This window comes from Streptomyces sp. CB00455 (genome assembly GCF_001905445.1).
Taxonomy (GTDB): Bacteria; Actinomycetota; Actinomycetes; order Streptomycetales; family Streptomycetaceae; genus Streptomyces.
Genome location: NZ_LIVQ01000001.1, coordinates 1,589,010 through 1,606,960, shown reverse-complemented (window position 1 = coordinate 1,606,960; position 17,951 = coordinate 1,589,010). Strand labels below are relative to the sequence as shown.

The 17,951-nt window shown below is 71.4% G+C and carries 14 protein-coding genes; 10 read left to right on the top strand and 4 right to left on the bottom strand.

Annotated features, from left to right (window positions below; genetic code table 11):
* Positions 1-277: 277 nt before the first annotated feature.
* The 3 genes from AMK16_RS07100 to AMK16_RS07090 all read left to right on the top strand — a co-directional run bounded on the left by AMK16_RS07100 (position 278) and on the right by AMK16_RS07090 (position 4,673).
* On the top strand, positions 278-2,398 hold the full coding sequence (locus tag AMK16_RS07100) for a DNA gyrase/topoisomerase IV subunit B (RefSeq protein WP_073909851.1): 2,121 nt from the start codon (positions 278-280) through the stop codon (positions 2,396-2,398).
* A gap of 212 nt (positions 2,399-2,610) precedes the next feature.
* Positions 2,611-3,084, top strand: a complete 474-nt coding sequence (locus AMK16_RS07095) for a DUF485 domain-containing protein (protein ID WP_073909848.1) — start codon at positions 2,611-2,613, stop codon at positions 3,082-3,084.
* Positions 3,081-4,673 carry a solute symporter family protein gene (locus tag AMK16_RS07090; RefSeq protein WP_073909847.1) on the top strand — a complete coding sequence of 531 codons (1,593 nt, stop codon included), beginning with the start codon at positions 3,081-3,083 and terminating at the stop codon, positions 4,671-4,673. The genes AMK16_RS07095 and AMK16_RS07090 overlap by 4 nt, the downstream gene beginning before the upstream one ends.
* A 108-nt stretch (positions 4,674-4,781) precedes the next feature.
* On the opposite strand, the gene AMK16_RS07085 is transcribed toward AMK16_RS07090, so the two are convergent.
* From AMK16_RS07085 to AMK16_RS07075, 3 genes are all read right to left on the bottom strand, one after another.
* Positions 4,782-5,489, bottom strand: a complete 708-nt coding sequence (locus AMK16_RS07085; protein WP_073909844.1) for a DUF7342 family protein — start codon at positions 5,487-5,489, stop codon at positions 4,782-4,784.
* Entirely contained in the window at positions 5,486-7,111 is a 1,626-nt protein-coding gene (locus AMK16_RS07080; RefSeq protein WP_073909842.1) for a sensor histidine kinase, read from the bottom strand. Before AMK16_RS07080 ends, AMK16_RS07085 begins: the two co-directional genes overlap by 4 nt.
* A 339-nt stretch (positions 7,112-7,450) precedes the next feature.
* Positions 7,451-7,873, bottom strand: a complete 423-nt coding sequence (locus tag AMK16_RS07075; RefSeq protein WP_073909840.1) for a VOC family protein — start codon at positions 7,871-7,873, stop codon at positions 7,451-7,453.
* 156 nt (positions 7,874-8,029) lie between these two features.
* Between AMK16_RS07075 and AMK16_RS07070 the strand changes: the two genes are divergently transcribed.
* The 6 genes from AMK16_RS07070 (at position 8,030) to AMK16_RS07050 (ending at position 15,322) form a co-directional block, all read left to right on the top strand.
* On the top strand, positions 8,030-9,031 hold the full coding sequence (locus AMK16_RS07070; RefSeq protein WP_107417060.1) for a helix-turn-helix transcriptional regulator: 1,002 nt from the start codon (positions 8,030-8,032) through the stop codon (positions 9,029-9,031).
* A 110-nt stretch (positions 9,032-9,141) separates the two neighbouring features.
* The gene (locus tag AMK16_RS07065; protein WP_073909836.1) at positions 9,142-10,152 is read left to right on the top strand and encodes a LacI family DNA-binding transcriptional regulator; all 1,011 of its coding nucleotides are present in this window, start codon (positions 9,142-9,144) and stop codon (positions 10,150-10,152) included.
* Positions 10,153-10,355: 203 nt separating this feature from the next.
* On the top strand, positions 10,356-11,756 hold the full coding sequence (locus tag AMK16_RS07060; protein ID WP_073909834.1) for an ABC transporter substrate-binding protein: 1,401 nt from the start codon (positions 10,356-10,358) through the stop codon (positions 11,754-11,756).
* A gap of 99 nt (positions 11,757-11,855) precedes the next feature.
* Positions 11,856-12,764 carry a carbohydrate ABC transporter permease gene (locus tag AMK16_RS34915; RefSeq protein ID WP_242438621.1) on the top strand — a complete coding sequence of 303 codons (909 nt, stop codon included), beginning with the start codon at positions 11,856-11,858 and terminating at the stop codon, positions 12,762-12,764.
* A 15-nt stretch (positions 12,765-12,779) separates the two neighbouring features.
* Positions 12,780-13,655 carry a carbohydrate ABC transporter permease gene (locus AMK16_RS34910; RefSeq protein ID WP_107417058.1) on the top strand — a complete coding sequence of 292 codons (876 nt, stop codon included), beginning with the start codon at positions 12,780-12,782 and terminating at the stop codon, positions 13,653-13,655.
* 59 nt (positions 13,656-13,714) lie between these two features.
* Positions 13,715-15,322, top strand: a complete 1,608-nt coding sequence (locus AMK16_RS07050) for a glycoside hydrolase family 13 protein (protein ID WP_073909831.1) — start codon at positions 13,715-13,717, stop codon at positions 15,320-15,322.
* A gap of 156 nt (positions 15,323-15,478) precedes the next feature.
* Here the strand turns inward: AMK16_RS07050 and AMK16_RS07045 are convergent, their stop codons facing one another.
* Complete coding sequence (locus tag AMK16_RS07045) at positions 15,479-16,702, bottom strand: citrate synthase (protein ID WP_073909828.1); 1,224 nt, start codon at positions 16,700-16,702, stop codon at positions 15,479-15,481.
* Positions 16,703-16,772: 70 nt separating this feature from the next.
* Between AMK16_RS07045 and AMK16_RS07040 the strand changes: the two genes are divergently transcribed.
* Positions 16,773-17,933: a citrate synthase/methylcitrate synthase gene (locus tag AMK16_RS07040; RefSeq protein ID WP_073909825.1), complete on the top strand. Its 1,161-nt coding sequence runs from the start codon at positions 16,773-16,775 to the stop codon at positions 17,931-17,933.
* Positions 17,934-17,951 lie beyond the last annotated feature (18 nt).

The window sequence follows — 17,951 nt, the reverse complement described above, 5'->3', positions numbered from 1 at the left end:
GTCGTTCGGTTGTTGCAGTTCCATCCTCCCTGACGCGAGCGCCAGGTTGTTCATGAGGACGTGCCCGAACCCTAAATGGTTCATGCCTGGAAGGGAACGTGATGTTTGCTTCACCCCCACGGGGGATCGAACATCCGTACGGGTGTGGACTAGGCTGAGGGGCGCCCGAGGGTGGCGTTGCATCGGCTCTACCTGGCCTCGGTACCCTTCGACCGGCACCCGAGCCATCCCTGCGCCCGACCGGGCCAGAAAAGAAATTCAGCGAGGAGCGAACTGCGTGACCGCCGACACGTCCGTGCCTTCCAGCGCGCTGCTGTCCGGAGCAGACCGGGACGGTTCCAACTACACCGCGCGGCACCTGCTCGTCCTCGAAGGGCTGGAGGCCGTCCGCAAGCGCCCCGGCATGTATATCGGCTCCACCGACAGCCGGGGCCTCATGCACTGCCTGTGGGAGATCATCGACAATTCCGTCGACGAGGCCCTGGGCGGGTACTGCGACCACATCGAGGTGATCCTCCACGAGGACGCCTCCGTGGAGGTCCGCGACAACGGCCGCGGCATCCCCGTGGACGTGGAGCCCAAGACCGGGCTGTCCGGCGTCGAGGTCGTCATGACCAAGCTGCACGCCGGCGGCAAGTTCGGCGGCGGCTCGTACGCGGCCTCCGGCGGCCTGCACGGCGTCGGCGCCTCCGTGGTCAACGCCCTCTCCGCCCGGCTGGACGTCGAGGTCGACCGGGGCAGCTCCACCCACGGCATCAGCTTCCGCCGCGGCGTCCCCGGCATGTTCACCGAGCAGGGAGCCGACAGCCCCTTCGACCCGGCCAACGGCCTGCGCAAGGTCAAGCGCATCCCCAAGGGGCGCACCGGCACCAGGATCCGCTACTGGGCCGACCGCCAGATCTTCCTGAAGGACGCCCGGCTCAATCTGGAGACGCTCTACCAGCGCGCCCGCCAGACCGCCTTCCTCGTGCCCGGACTGACCCTGGTCGTCCGTGACGAGCGAGGCCTGGAGGGGGCCGGCAAGACCGAGGAGACCTTCCGCTTCGACGGGGGCATCAGCGAGTTCTGCGACTACCTCGCCCAGGACAAGGCCGTCTGCGACGTGCTCCGCCTGACCGGCACCGGCACCTTCAAGGAGACCGTCCCGGTCCTCGACGACCGCGGCCACATGACTCCCACCGAGGTCACCCGCGAGCTGGGCGTCGACATCGCCCTGCGCTGGGGCACGGGGTACGAGACGAACGTCAAGTCCTTCGTGAACATCATCGCCACCCCCAAGGGCGGCACCCACGTCTCCGGCTTCGAGCGCTCGGTCGCCAAGACCGTGAACGAGGTCCTGCGCTCGGCGAAGCTGCTGCGCGTCGCCGAGGACGACGTGGTCAAGGACGACGCGATGGAGGGCATGACGGCGGTCGTCACCGTCCGTCTCGCCGAGCCGCAGTTCGAGGGCCAGACCAAGGAGGTCCTCGGCACCTCGGCCGCCACCCGGATCGTCGCCGCCGTGGTGGCCAAGGAGCTCAAGGCCTTCCTGACCTCGACCAAGCGCGACGACAAGCAGCAGGCCCGCGCCGTGATGGAAAAGATCGTCGCCGCCGCCCGCACCCGGATCGCCGCCCGCCAGCACAAGGAGGCGCAGCGTCGCAAGACCGCGCTGGAGACCTCCTCCCTCCCCGCCAAGCTCGCCGACTGCCGCAGCGACGACGTGGAGCGCAGCGAGCTCTTCATCGTCGAGGGCGACTCGGCCCTCGGCACCGCGAAGCTCGCCCGCAATTCCGAGTTCCAGGCGCTCCTGCCCATCCGCGGCAAGATCCTCAACGTCCAGAAGTCCTCGGTCTCGGACATGCTCAAGAACACCGAGTGCGGGGCGATCATCCAGGTCATAGGAGCCGGCTCGGGCCGGACCTTCGACATCGACGCCGCCCGCTACGGCAAGATCGTCCTGCTCGTCGACGCCGATGTGGACGGCGCGCACATCCGCTGCCTGCTGCTGACGCTCTTCCAGCGCTACATGCGACCGATGGTCGAGGCCGGCCGGGTCTTCGCCGCCGTGCCCCCGCTGCACCGGATCGAGCTGGTGCAGCCCAAGAAGGGCCAGGACAAGTACGTCTACACGTACTCGGACAACGAGCTGCGCCAGACCCTGCTGGAGTACCAGCGCAAGAACATCCGCTACAAGGACTCGATCCAGCGCTACAAGGGCCTCGGCGAGATGGACGCGGACCAGCTGGCGGAGACGACGATGGACCCGCGCCACCGCACCCTGCGCAGGATCAACATCGGCGACCTGGACTCGGCCGAGCAGGTCTTCGACCTGCTCATGGGCAACGAGGTGGCTCCGCGCAAGGAGTTCATCACGAGCTCCGCAGCCACCCTGGACCGCTCGCGCATCGACGCCTGAACCCGGCGGCCGCGGGCCGGTGCCGTCATCGGACACCGGCGCGCGCCGCGAACGGAGGCCGGGGGCTCGCATCGTGACGGGGCATCACACAGATGCTCTTGACCGCATCACCTGATGGAGTGAAGAGCACCGGTACACCAGTCCGGAAAGGGTCCATTCCACACATCCTTGGGAGACACGCGGCCAATGCGGCGGCGGACAAGGAGAGTTCGGTGGACAAGCACGACGGTCGTGATGCCGGAACGATCCGGCTGGACGACCCCTGGTACGACGCACTGGCGGTCGGCTGGGGTGAGGGCGGGGCCGAGGAGACATCCCCGCCGCGCCCCGCACCCGGCGCGTCCGACATCTACCTCGAAGTGCAGCGCAGCGCCGCCTTCCAGGAGGTTCGCAGCCGGTACCGCAGGTTCGTCGTCCCCGCGACCGCCGGGTTCTTCCTCTGGTACGTCGCCTACGTGGTCGCCGCCACCACGGCGCCCGGCCTGATGGCCCGGCCCGTGGCGGGCGCGGTCAACGTCGCCATGCTGGCGGGCCTCGGGCAGTTCCTCAGCACCTTCCTGCTGACCTGGGCCTATGCCCGGCACGCGCGGCTGCGCAGGGACCGTGCCGCGCTCGACCTGCGCTGGACCGTCTTCGAGCAGGAGCGCGACCAGGAGCGGACCCGCGCGAGGGGAGCCGGCCGGTGACCACCGAGCACCAGACCCTCGCGCTGATCCTCTTCAGCGCCTTCGTCGCGGTCACCCTGGGCATCACGACCTGGGTCAGCCGCAACCGCCACGGTTCGGCCGAGGAGTTCTACGCCGGCGGGCGCCTCTTCTCGCCGCTGGAGAACGGGTTCGCCATCGCCGGCGACTACATGTCCGCCGCCTCCTTCCTCGGCATCTCCGGGCTGATCGCCCTCTTCGGCTACGACGGCCTGCTGTACTCGGTGGGCTTCTTCGTCGCCTGGCTGGTCGTGCTGTTCCTGATCGCCGAACTGGTCCGCAACTGCGGGCGCTTCACCCTGGCCGACGTGGTCGCCGCCCGGATGAGCGAGCGGCCCGTGCGGATCGCGGCCGGCACTTCCTCGGTGGTCGTCTCCGTGCTGTACCTCGTCGCGCAGATGGTCGGCGCGGGCAGTCTGGTGGGCCTGCTGCTCGGCAGTTCCGGCGCCGCGGCCCGGACGCTCACCGTGATCGGCGTGGGCGCCCTGATGGTGGTCTACGTGTCCTTCGGCGGGATGCGGGCCACGACCTGGATCCAGATCGTGAAGGCCGTGCTGCTGATGGGCGGCGCGATCACCCTGACCGTGCTCGTCCTGCTGCGCTTCCACGGGAACGTCGACCACCTGCTCACCACCGCCGCCGACCGCAGCGGGCACGGGCTGCGCTTCCTGAGCCCCGGGCTGCGGTACGGCGGGGACTGGACCGCCCGCGTCGACTTCATGAGCCTCGGCCTCGCGCTGGTCCTCGGCACCGCAGGGCTCCCGCACATCCTGTCGCGGTTCTACACCGTGCCCACTGCGCGGGCCGCCCGGCGGTCCGTGGTGTGGGCCATCGCGCTGATCGGCGGCTTCTACCTGATGACGATCGTGCTCGGCTTCGGCGCGGCGGCGCTGGTGGGGCCCGCCGAAGTCCGGGCCTCCAACGCCTCCGGGAACACGGCCGTTCCCCTGCTCGCGGCGTACCTGGGCGGCGGCGCGGGCTCCACCGGCGGCGCGGTGCTCTTCGCCTTCGTGGCCGCCATCGCCTTCGCCACGATCCTCGCGGTCGTGGCCGGGATCACGCTGGCGTCCTCGGCGTCCGTCGCGCACGACCTGTACGCCTCGCTCAAGCGCAGGCACGCGCGCCAGCGCAGCGAGGTCGCCGTGGCCCGGGCCGCGGCCGTCGGCATCGGGGCGGCGGCGATCGCGCTCGGGCTCCTCGCGCAAGACCTGAACGTCGCCTTCCTCGTCGGCCTCGCCTTCGCGGTGGCCGCCTCGGCCAACCTGCCGGTGCTGCTGTACTCGCTCTTCTGGCGGGGCTTCACGACGCGGGGAGCCGTCTGGTCCGTCTACGGCGGCCTGGTGCCGGCCGTGTTGTTGGTCGTCCTGTCGCCGGTGGTCTCCGGGAGCCCCGAATCGCTCTTCCCGGGCGTGGACTTCCAGTACTTCCCGCTGCAGAACCCGGGGATCGTCTCGATCCCGCTGGGTTTCCTGGCGGGCTGGCTGGGCACCGTGACCTCCCGCGAGGAGGCGGACGAGCGCAGGCACGCGGAGACCGAGGTGCGCTCGCTGACCGGGGCGGGAGCGGTCTGACCCGGGCCGGGCGGGCCCCGATCGTGCCGGTCAGCCGGTCAGCCGGTCAGCCGGGTCGCCCCGTGGTCGTCCGGGGATCGCGGCCGCCGGGGCAGGTCCTGACGGCGGTCAGGGCCCGTCCGACGGGAGCCAGGTGTAGCGGTGCTCGGGGCGGCCGGTCTCGCCGTAACGCAGGGCCAGGGACACGCGGCCGCTGCGTTCGAGGAGCTTCAGGTAGCGCTGGGCGGTCTGGCGGCTGATGCCCGCGCGGTCCGCGATCTGCTGCGTGGACAGCGGGCCCCCGGCGGATCGCAGCACCTGGCGGACGAGTTCCGCGGTGGTGGCGGAGTGGCCCTTGGGCAGCTCGTTCGGGGAGCCGGCCGCGGCGAGGGCGCCGAAGATGCGGTCCACCTCCGCCTGCTCCGCCTCGCCGCCGGTCGCCAGGGTGCGGCGCAGCGTTCCGTAGGCCTGGAGTTTCGCGCGCAGGCCCGCGAAGGTGAAGGGTTTGACCAGGTACTGGAGGGCGCCCAGTCGCATGGCGGCCTGGACGGTCGCGAGGTCACGGGCGGCCGTGACCATGATGACGTCGGTGTGGTGGCCGAGCTGGCGAAGCCGCCGGACCAGGTCGAGGCCGTTCTCGTCCGGGAGGTAGTGGTCCAGGAGGATCAGGTCCACCGGGTGGGCGGTGAGGAAATCCAGCGCCTCGGCCGCCGAGTGGGCCTCGGCCACCACGCGGAAGCCGGGGACCTTGGCCACGTACGCCGCGTTGATGCGGGCGACGCGCAGGTCGTCGTCGACGACGAGCACGGCCAGCGGGGCGCCCGGGGTCCCGTTCACCGCAGGGCCTCCGGGAGGACGACGGAGAACTCCGCCCCTCCGTCCGCGGCCTCGCCGGCCCGCGCGCTGCCGCCCTGCCGCTCCGCGAGGCGGCGTACGAGCGCGAGGCCCAGGCCGCGCTCGCGGTGGGCCTTGGGCTGCTTGGTCGACCAGCCCTCCGTGAAGATCTCTTCGCGGCGGGCGGCGGGTACGCCGGGACCGCTGTCGCGCACCCGCAGCACCGCCGCCCGGCCTTCCGCGCGCAGCTCCACCTCGACCAGGGGCGCCGCCGACCCGGCGGCGGCGTCGAGGGCGTTGTCGAGAAGATTGCCGAGGATCGTGACGAGGCCGCCCGGATCCACCACCCGGTCGGGCAGGAGGGTGGTCCTGGCCAGCCGCAGGGGGACCCCGCGCTCGGCCGCGACGGTGGCCTTGCCGACGAGGAGGGCCGCCAGGAGCGGGTCGTGGACCTTCTCGGTGACCTGCTCGGCGGTGCTGCGGTGCACTCCGACGACTTCGGTCACGAACTCCCCCGCCTCTTCGTACAGGCCGAGCTCCAGCAGCCCGAGCAGGGTGTGGAGGCGGTTGGCGTGCTCGTGGTCCTGGGCGCGCAGGGCGTCGATCAGGCCCCGGGTGGAGTCGAGCTCGCGTCCCAGGTGCTCCAGCTCGGTGCGGTCGCGCAGGGTGGCGACGGCGCCGCCGTCCTCGGTGGGCATCCGGTTGGCGACCAGGACCCGGGGGCCCTGGACGGTGAGCAGGTCCCGGCCCGTGACGCGGCCCGACAGGACGTCGGCGGTGCGGCCGGCGCCCAGCACGTCCTCCAGCGGGCGCCCGGCGAGGAGGCCCGAGGAACCGTCCGGGTCCGGTGTGAGGCCGAGCAGGCGGGCGGCCTCGTCGTTGACCAGGCGGACCCGGCCTTCCCGGTCGAGGGCGATGACGCCTTCGCGGATGGAGTGCAGCATGGCCTCGCGCTCGGCGAGCAGGCCGGCGATGTCGGAGAAGGCCAGGTCCCTGGTCTGCCGCTGGATCCTGCGGGACAGCAGGTAGGCGGCCAGGGCGCCCGCCGCCAGGGCGCCGCCCGCGTAGGCCAGCAGTCCCGGGATGGCGCCGAGGAGCCGGTCGTGGACGCTGTCGTAGGCGATGCCGACCGAGACGGCGCCGACGATCTCGCCGTCGGCGGCCACGAGCGGGACCTTTCCCCGGGCGGAGCGGCCCAGGGTGCCCTCGTCGATCTCCATGACCTCGCGGCCGGCCAGGGCGTCGGCGGGGTCGGTGGACACGTGCCGCCCGATGAGGCCGGGGCTGGGGTGGGAGCGCCGGATCCCGTCCAGGTCGACGACGACCACGTACTCGGCGCCGGTGGCCCGGCGGATCCGCTCGGCGGCGGCCTGGACGGGGGTGTCCGCCGATGCCTCGGAGCCCAGGAGGTCCGCGGCCAGTGACGGGTCGGCGGCGGCGCTCTGGGCGATGGCCAGGGCCCGCCGCATGGCCTGGTCGTCGAGCTGCGCGCCGAGCGGGGCCAGGAAGAGCCCGGTGGCCAGCAGGACGACCCCGCCGGCGATGGCCAGCTGGGTCAGCAGGATCTGTGAGACGGCCCGTCTGGGCAGCCCGAGGCGCCGAGCGCTCATGAGGAGGAACCGCATGAGAAGCAACGGTAAGCCGACTCCTGTACAAGCGGAATTTCCATGGTGCACGCAAATCGCTTGCGTCCTGTGTGCCCAGCCCGCGCAGGCAATGTCGGTGTGACAGGGCGGTCTCGCCGCCATCCGACTGGCCAGTCCAGTGCAGTTCTCGCACCGAAGGACGCAAATTCGTGTCGCGCTTGGCGCAGAAGCTCAAGTCGAGGGACGAGGATGTAGGGAAGGCTCCACTGGAGACGGCGCCCACTGGCCTGGCCGATCCGAAGGTGCCTGCACCGTCCGGGCCGCCCGTGGGGCTGCGGCGGCCCGGACGGCGCAGGCATGTCAAGTCGGTCGGGGGGTTCAGCCGTTGTACGGAGCGGTGACGTCCAGGACCCAGGTGATGCCGAAGCGGTCGGTGAGCATGCCGTACAGCGGTGCCCACTGCGCGGGCTCCAGCGGACGCACGATGGTCGAGCCCTCGGCGAGCCTGCCCCACAGGGCGCTGATCTCCTCGGCGTCGTCGCCGCGCACGGAGACGAAGAACGGGTTCTCGCCCTGGTTCCAGGGCAGCTGCGAGGGCACGTCGTAGGCCATGACGCGGAAGCCGTTGTCGCCGGCCACCTCGCCCCACATCACCCAGTCCGCCTCGCTCTCATCCTGCACGGCGCCCGCGTCCTTGTAGGTGACCGCGACAGTACGTCCGCCGAAGACGGACTGGTAGAAGTCCAGCGCCTCACGTGCGGTGCCCCGGAAGTTCAGGTGAGTGGTGGTCGTGACGGACATGACCTGCTCCTTGCTCGATGTGATGAACACGCCGCCGACCGTCCCAGCTCAGCGGCGGCTGCCGTGACCAGGAGCGATGTCTCCCTGGCGGCTCGTTTCCACGATGGCAGAGGTAGAGGACAGGTTGTGTCCGGTACTGCAGGGAGCATGGGTGCCATGCATAAAACATCTGCCCGGCTGCTCGCGCTGCTCTCGCTTCTTCAAACGCCCCGTGACTGGTCCGGCGATGATCTCGCCGAGCGTCTCGGCATCACGTCGCGCACGGTGCGCCGTGACATCGGCCGCCTGCGCGAACTCGACTACCCGATCAAGACCCTCAAAGGACCGGCCGGCGGCTACCGCCTGGAGGCCGGCACTCACCTGCCGCCCATGCTGTTCGACGACAACCAGGCCGTCGCCCTGGCGGTCGCACTCCAGACCGCGGCCGCCGGCACCGCCGTCGCCGAAGCCGCCACCCGCGCGCTTGCCACCCTCCGCCAGGTCATGCCGCCCCGCCTGCGCCACCGCATCGACCTGTTGCACATCACCGCCGTCCAACCGCCCGCGGCGGCCGGCGACACCCCCCAGGTCGACGCTCAGGTCCTGATGGACCTGAGCCGCGCCATCCATGGCCGCGAGGAACTGCGCTTCGACCACGCCCCGGGTCCAAGCACCTCGGCCGATGACGTCCGCTGCGTACAACCCCACCACCTGGTCACCTGGCGTCATCGCTGGTACCTCGTGGCCTGGGACCTCCACCGCGAGGACTGGCGTACCTTCCGCGTCGACCGCATCCGGCTCCGCACACCCACCGGCCCCCGCTTCACCCCTCGTGACCTCCCCGGCGGCACCGTCTCCACCTTCATCACCAGCCGATTCCGCGGCAACGACGGCGCCACCACCGACTGGGCCTGCCAAGGCGAAGTCATCCTCCGCCTCCCGGCCGCCGAAGTCGCGCCCTTCGTCCAGGACGGAATCGTTGAGGAACTCGACTCCCGTCACTGCCGGCTCATCCTCGGCTCCTGGTCATGGACCGGCCTCGCTGCCGCCATCGGCCGCTTCGACACCGATATCGAGGTCATCGGCCCACCTCAACTGGCCACCGCATTCGGGGACCTCGCCGCCCGCTACGGCCGCGCCGCCCGCACCACAAGACCAGAGACCGGCCCCGTGCAGTGAGAACACCCGCGGGCGCCGCGGACGGGCTCTTCCGGGCGGCGCGCGCATGCGTCAAAATGGGCGTAATCGAACCGCAAGGAACTTGCATTTCTTGCGCTAGTCTTGCGTTCATGACGCGACGACTTGCTCAGGTGGCGAAGAAGGTGGGAGTCAGCGAGGCAACGGTCAGCCGGGTGCTCAACGGCAAGCCGGGCGTCTCGGAGGCGACCCGTCAGTCGGTGCTCACCGCCCTCGACGTCCTCGGCTACGAGCGTCCAACCCAGCTGCGCGGCGAGCGTGCCCGGCTGGTGGGGTTGGTCCTGCCCGAACTCCAAAACCCCATCTTCCCGGCCTTCGCCGAGGTCATCGGGGGTGCGCTGGCACAGCAGGGCCTCACCCCGGTGCTCTGCACCCAGACCGCGGGCGGGGTTTCCGAGGCTGATTACGTGGACCTGCTCCTGCAGCAGCAGGTCTCCGGAGTGGTCTTCGCCGGCGGCCTCTTCGCGCAGGCCGACGCTCCGCACGAGCACTACCGGCTGCTGTCGGAGCGCAAGGTTCCGGTCGTGCTCGTCAACGCCTCCATCGAGGACCTCGGCTTCCCCTGCGTGGCCTGTGACGACGCCGTCGCCGTGGAGCAGGCCTGGCGCCACCTGACCTCCCTCGGGCACGAGCGAATCGGCCTGGTGCTGGGCCCGCCCGACCACATGCCCTCCCTGCGCAAGCTGGTGGCCGCCCAGGCGGTGGCTGCCGCGGCCGGCGTCGAGCTCCCCGAAGCCCACGTGGAGCGGTCGCTGTTCTCCCTGGAAGGAGGCCACGCGGCCACCTCCCGGCTGCTGGACCGCGGGGTCACCGGCATCATCTGCGCGAGCGACCCGCTGGCCCTGGGTGCGATCCGGGCGGCCCGCCGCCGAGGACTGGACGTGCCCCGGGAGGTCTCCGTGGTGGGTTACGACGACTCGGCCTTCATGAACTGCACCGAGCCCCCGCTGACCACCGTCCGCCAGCCCATCGAGGCGATGGGCCGCGCCGCCGTCGAGCTGCTGACCGCGCAGATCCAGGGCGCCGCCGTCCAGCCGGGGGAGCTGCTCTTCGAGCCGGAGCTGGTGGTGCGGGGCTCCACCGCGCAGGCCCCGCGCGGATAGCCCCCGTACCGCCGCCGCGTGCCGCGCGCAGGGCTCCGTGACGTCCCAGGGACGTCACGGAGCTCTTTTTGCGTCCCCGAACGACCCTCAACTGTCAATCTCTTACGAAATCTGCGCTCGATATTGCGGTCATCTGTCGGTGGTGGTTGAGTGTGCCGCGCTCGCCCCCACGCCTCCTGCTCGATGCTCGAAGGGGTCCACCGATGAGAACCAACGTCCGACGCAGCGTCGCGGCCGCCCTCGTCTCCGCGCTCGCCGTGACCGCCCTCGCGGCCTGCGGCACGAGCAGCAGCGGCGAAGACAACGAGCCCCGGCCCGGCGGCGGTTCCACCGACGCCACCACCCCGCTCGACCCGAAGACCAAGGTCACCCTCTCCATCGACTGCATGCCGCCGGCGGCGAAAGCGGCCGAGCTCAAGGAGTGGAAGGAGGACGTGGCGGAGTTCAACAGGACCTACGCCAACGTCACGATCGACGGCCGTTCCACTCCGGGGCAGTGCCTGGAGCCGCCGCGCTTCACCGCGATGCTCAAGGCCAAGTCCCAGCCGGACGTCTTCTACGCCTACTTCACCGATCTGCAGCAGGTGCTCGACAACGACGGGGCCCAGGACATCTCCGCGTACGTCACCAGCACGTCGGTGCCCGCGCTCGACGACATCGACAAGAACGTCCTGAACGTCCTGAAGCGGGACGGCAAGCTCTACGGCGTGCCCACCAGCAACTACACGATGGGGCTGCTGGTCAACCGCAAGCTCTTCCAGCAGGCGGGCCTGAACCCCGGCACTCCGCCGCGCAGCTGGGAAGAGGTCCGGGGGGCCGCCAGGAAGATCGCCGCTCTCGGCAACGGAGTCGCCGGCTACGGCGAATACAGCGTGGAGAACACCGGGGGCTGGCACTACACGGCCGCCGTGTACGGCATGGGCGGCGACGTCGTCGGCGCCGATGGCAGGGCCGCCTTCAACAACGCCACCGGCAGGCGGATCGTCGACAACCTCCACGCCATGCGCTGGGAGGACGACAGCATGGGCAAGACCCAGCTGCTCAAGTGGGGTGACCTGCAAAAGCAGATGGCCTCGGACAAGCTCGGCATGTTCCTCGCCGCCCCCGACGACATCACGTACATGGTCCAGCAGCTCGGCGCCGAGTACGGCAACTTCGGCATGGGCCCCATCCCCGGTGGCGCCGCCACCCTGGCCGGCGGCAACGGCTACATGATCAAGAAGGGCAGCTCGCCCGACAAGGTCAAGGCAGCCATCGCCTGGCTGAACTTCAAGACCCTCGCCGTCGGCAAGGGCCAGTTCCGGTACGACCGCAGCAAGGCCGACGGCCTGCCGGTCGGCCTCCCGCAACCCGCCTTCTTCACCGGTGCCAGCAAGGCCGAGGACGACGAGCTGAAGGCAGCGAGCGCCACCATGCCGGTCGCCAACTTCAAGCCCTTTCTGGACAGCCCGGTGCCCGGCAAGCCCGAGCCCGTGAAGGCGCAGGAGGTCTACAAGGTCCTCGACAAGGTGATGTCCGGGGTGCTCACGAACAAGGACGCCGACCCCGCGCAGCTCCTCGGTGACGCCGAGAAGGCCGTCAACCAGGTGCTGGGGAACCAGTAGGGAGCCCGGGCGGGTCCGCGGCCGGCCTGCCCCCCCGGTCCCACCCGCCCCGGCCGTTCGTGCCTGCCGATGACGAGACCCACCAAGGAGCGAGCGGCGATGTCGGCTCCCCCCCTGCCCCGACCCGCCCGGGCGCAGTTCCGCCGGGCGCTCAGGCGCAACCTCACGGCCCACGGCTTCCTGATCGGCGCCGTCCTGTGCTTCTCCTTCTTCTCCTGGTACCCGATGGTCCGGGAGTTCCTGCTGGCCTTCCAGAAGACCGAGGGCGGTACCGCGCACTGGGTCGGCTGGGACAACTTCACCTACGTCTTCGGGGACCCGAGCTTCTGGCAGGCATGGCGCAACACCCTGCTCTTCACCGGCCTGGCCCTGCTCCTCGGCTTCGCCGTCCCCTTCGTGGTGGCCCTGGTGCTGAACGAGTTCCGCCACGCCCAGGGCTACCTGCGCCTGCTCGTCTACCTGCCGGTGATGATGCCGCCGGTGGCCTCGATCCTGCTCTTCAAGTACTTCTACGACCCCGGTTACGGCCTCTTCAACAGGGCGCTGGAACTCCTGCACCTCCCTGCGCAGGACTGGCTCCAGTCCACCGACACCGCGATGCTCTCGGTCGTCATCGCCTCCACCTGGATGAACATGGGCGGTGCGACCCTCATCTACCTGGCCGCCCTCCAGGGCATCCCCGGTGAGCTGTACGAAGCCGCCGAACTCGACGGGGCCGGACTCCTGCGCAAGATCTGGCACGTCACGATCCCGCAGACCAGGCTGATCCTCTCGCTCATGCTGCTCATGCAGATCATCGCGACGATGCAGGTGTTCGTCGAACCTTTCCTGCTGACCGGCGGCGCCGGCCCCGAAGGCTCGACCACCACCGTCGTCGTCCTCATCTACCAGTACGCCTTCAGCTTCAACCAGTACGGCAGCGCAGCGGCCCTGGGCCTGTGCCTGCTCGTCCTGCTCGCGGGTTTCTCCGCCCTTTACGTCCGCCTCAGCCGCGACAACGAGAGCTGACAAGGAGCCCCTCCGATGGCAGAGCGCACCCTGATATCCCCGGCCCGGCTCGGCCGGACCCGCGGCAGGATCCTCTACTGGACCGTCCTCGCCCTGGCCGTGGCCGGCTTCACCCTCATCTTCCTCGGGCCCCTCTACTGGATGGCCGCGGGCGGCCTCAAGAGCACGCAGGAGTTCGCGCAGGTGCCGCCGACCCTGGTGCCGGACTCCCTGCACACCGAGAACTACACGGCCGCCTGGAAGGTCATGGACCTCGCCAAGCTGCTGTTCAACACCCTCTACTACGCCTTCGGGGCACTGGCCTTCCAGCTCGTCCTGGACGTGGCGGCCGCCTACTCGCTGTCCAGACTGCGGCCGGTCTTCGGCAGGGCCGTGCTCGGCATGATGCTGGCGACCCTGATGATCCCGGCCACGGTCCTCGTCGTACCGCAGTACCTCACCGTCCTGGACATGCCCGTCATCGAGCGCAACCTGCTCGACACACCCTGGGTGATCTGGCTGCCGTCCGTCACCAATGCCTTCAACATCTTCCTGCTGAAGCGGTTCTTCGACTCCATCCCGCAGGAGATCCTCGACGCCTCGGCCATCGACGGGGCCGGCGCGCTCCGCACCCTGCGCTCCATCGTCCTGCCGATGTCACGGCCGATCCTGGGCGTCGTGTCGATCTTCGCGATCACCGGTGTCTGGAAGGACTTCCTCTGGCCGATGCTCACCCTGCCCGACCCTGCGCTCCAGACCCTCAACGTCGGCATCTACTCGCTGGCCTCGGGAGTCCCCGAGACCCACCTCGTCGCCGCCCTCGCGATGGCCTCGGCGCCGACGCTCGTCCTCTTCCTGATCTTCCAGCGCAACATCATGAGCGGTCTGACGGCGGGCTCCCTCAAAGGCTGACCATCCGGAGCCCCCGCCCCATCGCCGCGCCCGGCCGTCCCCAGTGAAAGGACCCCTCCGTGGCCGACTTCCCGCTGCCCGAGAACGCCGCCGACTGGTGGCGCTCGGCCGCCGTCTACCAGGTGTACGTACGCAGTTTCGCCGACGGCGACGGGGACGGCACCGGCGACCTCGCGGGTGTCCGCACCCACCTGCCCTACCTCGCCGAACTGGGCGTGGACGCCCTGTGGTTCACCCCCTGGTACCTCTCGCCGCTCGCCGACGGGGGCTACGACGTCGCCGACTACCGCACCATCGACCCCGCCTTCGGCACCCTCGCCGAAGCCGAGGAGCTCATCGCCGAGGCCCGCGAACTGGGCATCCGCACGATGGTCGACATCGTGCCGAACCACGTCTCCGACCAGCACGCATGGTTCCGGGCCGCGCTCGCCGCCGGCCCCGGCAGCCCCGAGCGCGAACTCTTCCACTTCCGGCCGGGCCGCGGCGAAAGTGGCGAACTGCCGCCGGGGGACTGGCCCTCGCAGTTCAACGGGGCCCCCACCTGGACGCAGGTACCGGACGGGGAGTGGTACCTGCACCTCTTCACCCCCCAGCAGCCCGACCTCAACTGGGACCACCCGGCCGTCCGCCGCGAGCACGAGGAGGTGCTGCGCTTCTGGTTCGAACGGGGCGTGTCCGGCGTACGGATCGACTCCGCCGCCCTGCTCGCGAAGGACCCGGCCCTGCCCGACCTGGCCGGCCGTTCCCCGGAGCCCCGGCCGGGCGAGGCCCACCCCTACATCGACCGCGACGAGCTGCACGACGTCTACCGCTCGTGGCGGACCATCGCCGACGAGTACGGCGCGATCTTCGTCGGAGAGGTCTGGCTGCCCGACTCCGAACGCTTCGCCCGCTACCTGCGCCCCGACGAGCTGCACACCGCCTTCAACTTCTCCTTCCTGGGCTGCCCGTGGGACGCGGGGCGCCTGCGCACCTGCATCGAGGAGACGCTCGCCCAGCACGCCCCCGCCGGGGCCCCGGCCACCTGGGTGCTCTGCAACCACGACGTGACCCGTACCGTCACGCGCTACGGGCGCGCCGAAACCGGCTTCGACTTCGCCGCCAAGGTCTTCGGGACCCCCACCGACCTGGCGCTCGGCATCCGGCGTGCGCGGGCCGCCGCCCTGCTGACGCTGGCCCTGCCCGGCGCCGTCTACATCTACCAGGGCGAGGAAGTGGGCCTGCCCGAAGCCGACGTGCCGCTCACGCGGATCCAGGACCCGATGCACCTCCGGTCCGGCGGCACCGATCCGGGCCGCGACGGCTGCCGGGTGCCCCTGCCGTGGAGCGCGGAGCCATGGAACGACCCCTGGCTGCCGCAGCCCGAGGACTGGCCGGCGTACGCCGCGGACCGCCAGGCGGCCGATCCGGACTCCATGCTCAGCCTGTACCGCACGGCCCTGGGGCTGCGGCGGGCGGCGGCCGGCTTCGGCGGCGGCTCGCTGGAATGGCTGCACGCGCCGCCCGGGGTACTCGCCTTCACCCGCCCCGACGGGCTGGTCTGCGTGGTCAACCTGTCCCAGGAGCCCATCCCGCTGCCGGCGCACACCAGTCTCCTGCTGAGCAGCTCCGCCCCGGACGACACGGGGCTGCTCCCGCAGGACGCGGCGGTCTGGCTGCGGACCTGACGCCGCGGCCGGAGCGTCGGTACCACCGCGGGCGCCCGGCTGCCGATCACCACGGGCTCCCGTCCGGCGCGCCGGCCGCCGTCGCGGGACACCGCTGCCCGGCCGCCGGCCCCCGGCCCCCGGCCGCCGTCGCGGCCGAGGGACGCCGCGCCTGCGTCACGGCATCGGCTGGGGCGGGCGGGGCCCGTGGTACTCACCGCTCGGGCGCATCCGCAGCGGCCGCTCCTGGTACTCCTCCAGCGCGTGCGCCATCCACCCGGCCGTGCGCGCCACCGCGAAGACCGTCTCCCCGGCCTCCGCCGCCATCCCGCAGGACACCGTCAGCACCGCAAGGGCCAGATCCACATTGGCGTGCAGCCCGCCCTGCCGTGCCATCACCGCCGCCACCCCGCGCGCCGCGGCGAGCGCGGGACCGGCCGGCTCCCAGCCCTCCAGCCGTGCGAACAGCGCCTGCGCGCGCGGGTCCTCGCCCCGGTAGAGCCGGTGGCCGAGCCCCGGCACCCGGCGCCCCGCCCGCAGGTACTCCGCGACCACCGGCGCGGCCGCGCCCCGCTCCAGCACCTCCACCAGCATCCGGTGCGCGAGCCGCCCGGCCGCTCCGTGCAGCGGCCCTTCGAGCGCGCCGAGCCCGGCGGACACCGCCGCGTACGGATGGGCGCGCGCCGAGGCGGCCACCCGCACCGCCAGGGTGGAGGCGGCCAGATCGTGGTCGACCAACAGGCCCAGCGCCAGGTCCAGGACCGCCAGCGCGTCCGGGTCGGGCTCCCGGGCTGTCAGCCGCGGCCACAGCTGCCGGGCCGTCCTGCCGTCACCGGCCCACCCGGTGCGGCCCACCACGGGGAGCGAGCCGACGAGCGTGGGAACCAGGCAGCGCGCGGAGCCGAGCACCGCCTCCTCGGACAGGTCGAACCGCAGCGGGTCCGCGACCGCGGCGGCGGCGACCGCCACCCGCAGCCGGTCCACCGGCCCGCTGTGGTCCGGCAGGGCGGCCACCGCCCGGCGGGCCGCCGCGAGGGGCTCTGCCGGAGCGGAGAACCGCACCCCGCGCGGGAGCGTCCCGGTCCAGAGCCACTCCGCGACCTCCTCGTAGGCGTACCGCGAGGCCAGGGCCACGGCGTCCACGCCCCGGTAGTAGTACCGGTCCTGCTCGATCAGCGTGAGCGCCGTCCGCACGGAGAGCTCCCCGGCCGGGGCCGCCGCCTCGCGCCGGCTCCGCCGGGCCAGTTCCTCCACTTCGCGGGCGTCGAAACTGCTGCCGCGCCCGACCGCGTCCCGGCGGCTCGTCAGCTGGCCCCGGCTGACATAGGCGTACACGGTCGCGGGCTTCACCCCGAGCAGTTCCGCGGCCTGCCGGGTGGTGAGGCGTCGCTGTTCATCCATGCACGCCAGCCTATACATATTGATTCAATCAATATTGACAAGGATTCCATCAATCATCGATGGTCGATGCATGAACACCACCGACACCACGATCGAAGCACCGCGGGGCCTGGCGGGAGTCGTCGTCACGGACACCGAGCTCGGCGACGTCCGGGGCCGTGAGGGCTTCTACCACTACCGCCAGTACTCGGCCGTCGAGCTCGCCGCGCACCGCACCTTCGAAGACGTCTGGCACCTGATGTTCCGCGGCTCCCTGCCCGCGGACGCCGCCGAACGCGCCGCCTTCACCGCCGAGACCGTCCCGCTGCGCCGGCTGCCCGCCGAGGTGCGGGGGGCCCTGCCCGCCCTCGCCCGGGCCACCGCGATCTCCGGCCCGCTCGCCGGACTGCGCACCGCGCTCTCCCTGCTCGGCGCCTCGGCCGGCTTCCGCCCGGTCTACGACCTCGACCCCGCCCGCCGGGCCGCCGACGCCCTGGCCGCCTGCGCCGCCGTACCGACCCTGCTCACCGCGCTGCACCGGCTGGGGCAGGGCCTGGAACCGGTCGAGCCGCGCGACGACCTCCCCTACGCCGCCAACTACCTCCACATGCTGACCGGTCAGGAGCCGGACCCGGCCCGGGTCCGCGCGGTCGAGCGCTACCTGATCTCCACCATCGACCACGGCTTCAACGCCTCCACCTTCACCGCCCGGGTGATCGCCTCCACCGGCGCGGACATCGCGGCCTGCCTCACCGGTGCCATCGGCGCGCTCTCCGGCCCCCTCCACGGAGGAGCCCCGAGCCGCGCCCTCGACACGCTCGATGCCATCGGCACGGCGGAGCGCATAGCGCCCTGGATCCGCGAACGGGTCCTGGCGGGCGACCGGATCATGGGCTTCGGCCACCCCGTCTACCGCACCGAGGACCCCCGCTCACGCATGCTGCGCGACATCGCCCGCGGGTTCGGCGGCCCCCTCGTGGACCTCGCCGTCGAGGTCGAACGCCAGGTCGAGGAGATCCTCGCCGAGCTCAAGCCCGGCCGCGAGCTGCACACCAACGTGGAGTTCTACGCGGGCGTCGTCATGGAACTGTGCGGCCTCCCGCGCGAGATGTTCACTCCGACCTTCTGCGCGGCCCGTGTGGTCGGCTGGAGCGCGAACATCCTGGAACAGGCCGCCGACTCGAAGATCATCCGTCCGGCGGCCCGGTACACCGGCCCGACCCCGCCGCAGCCGGTGCCACCGCTCGGCTGACCGCGCGCCTGGCTACGA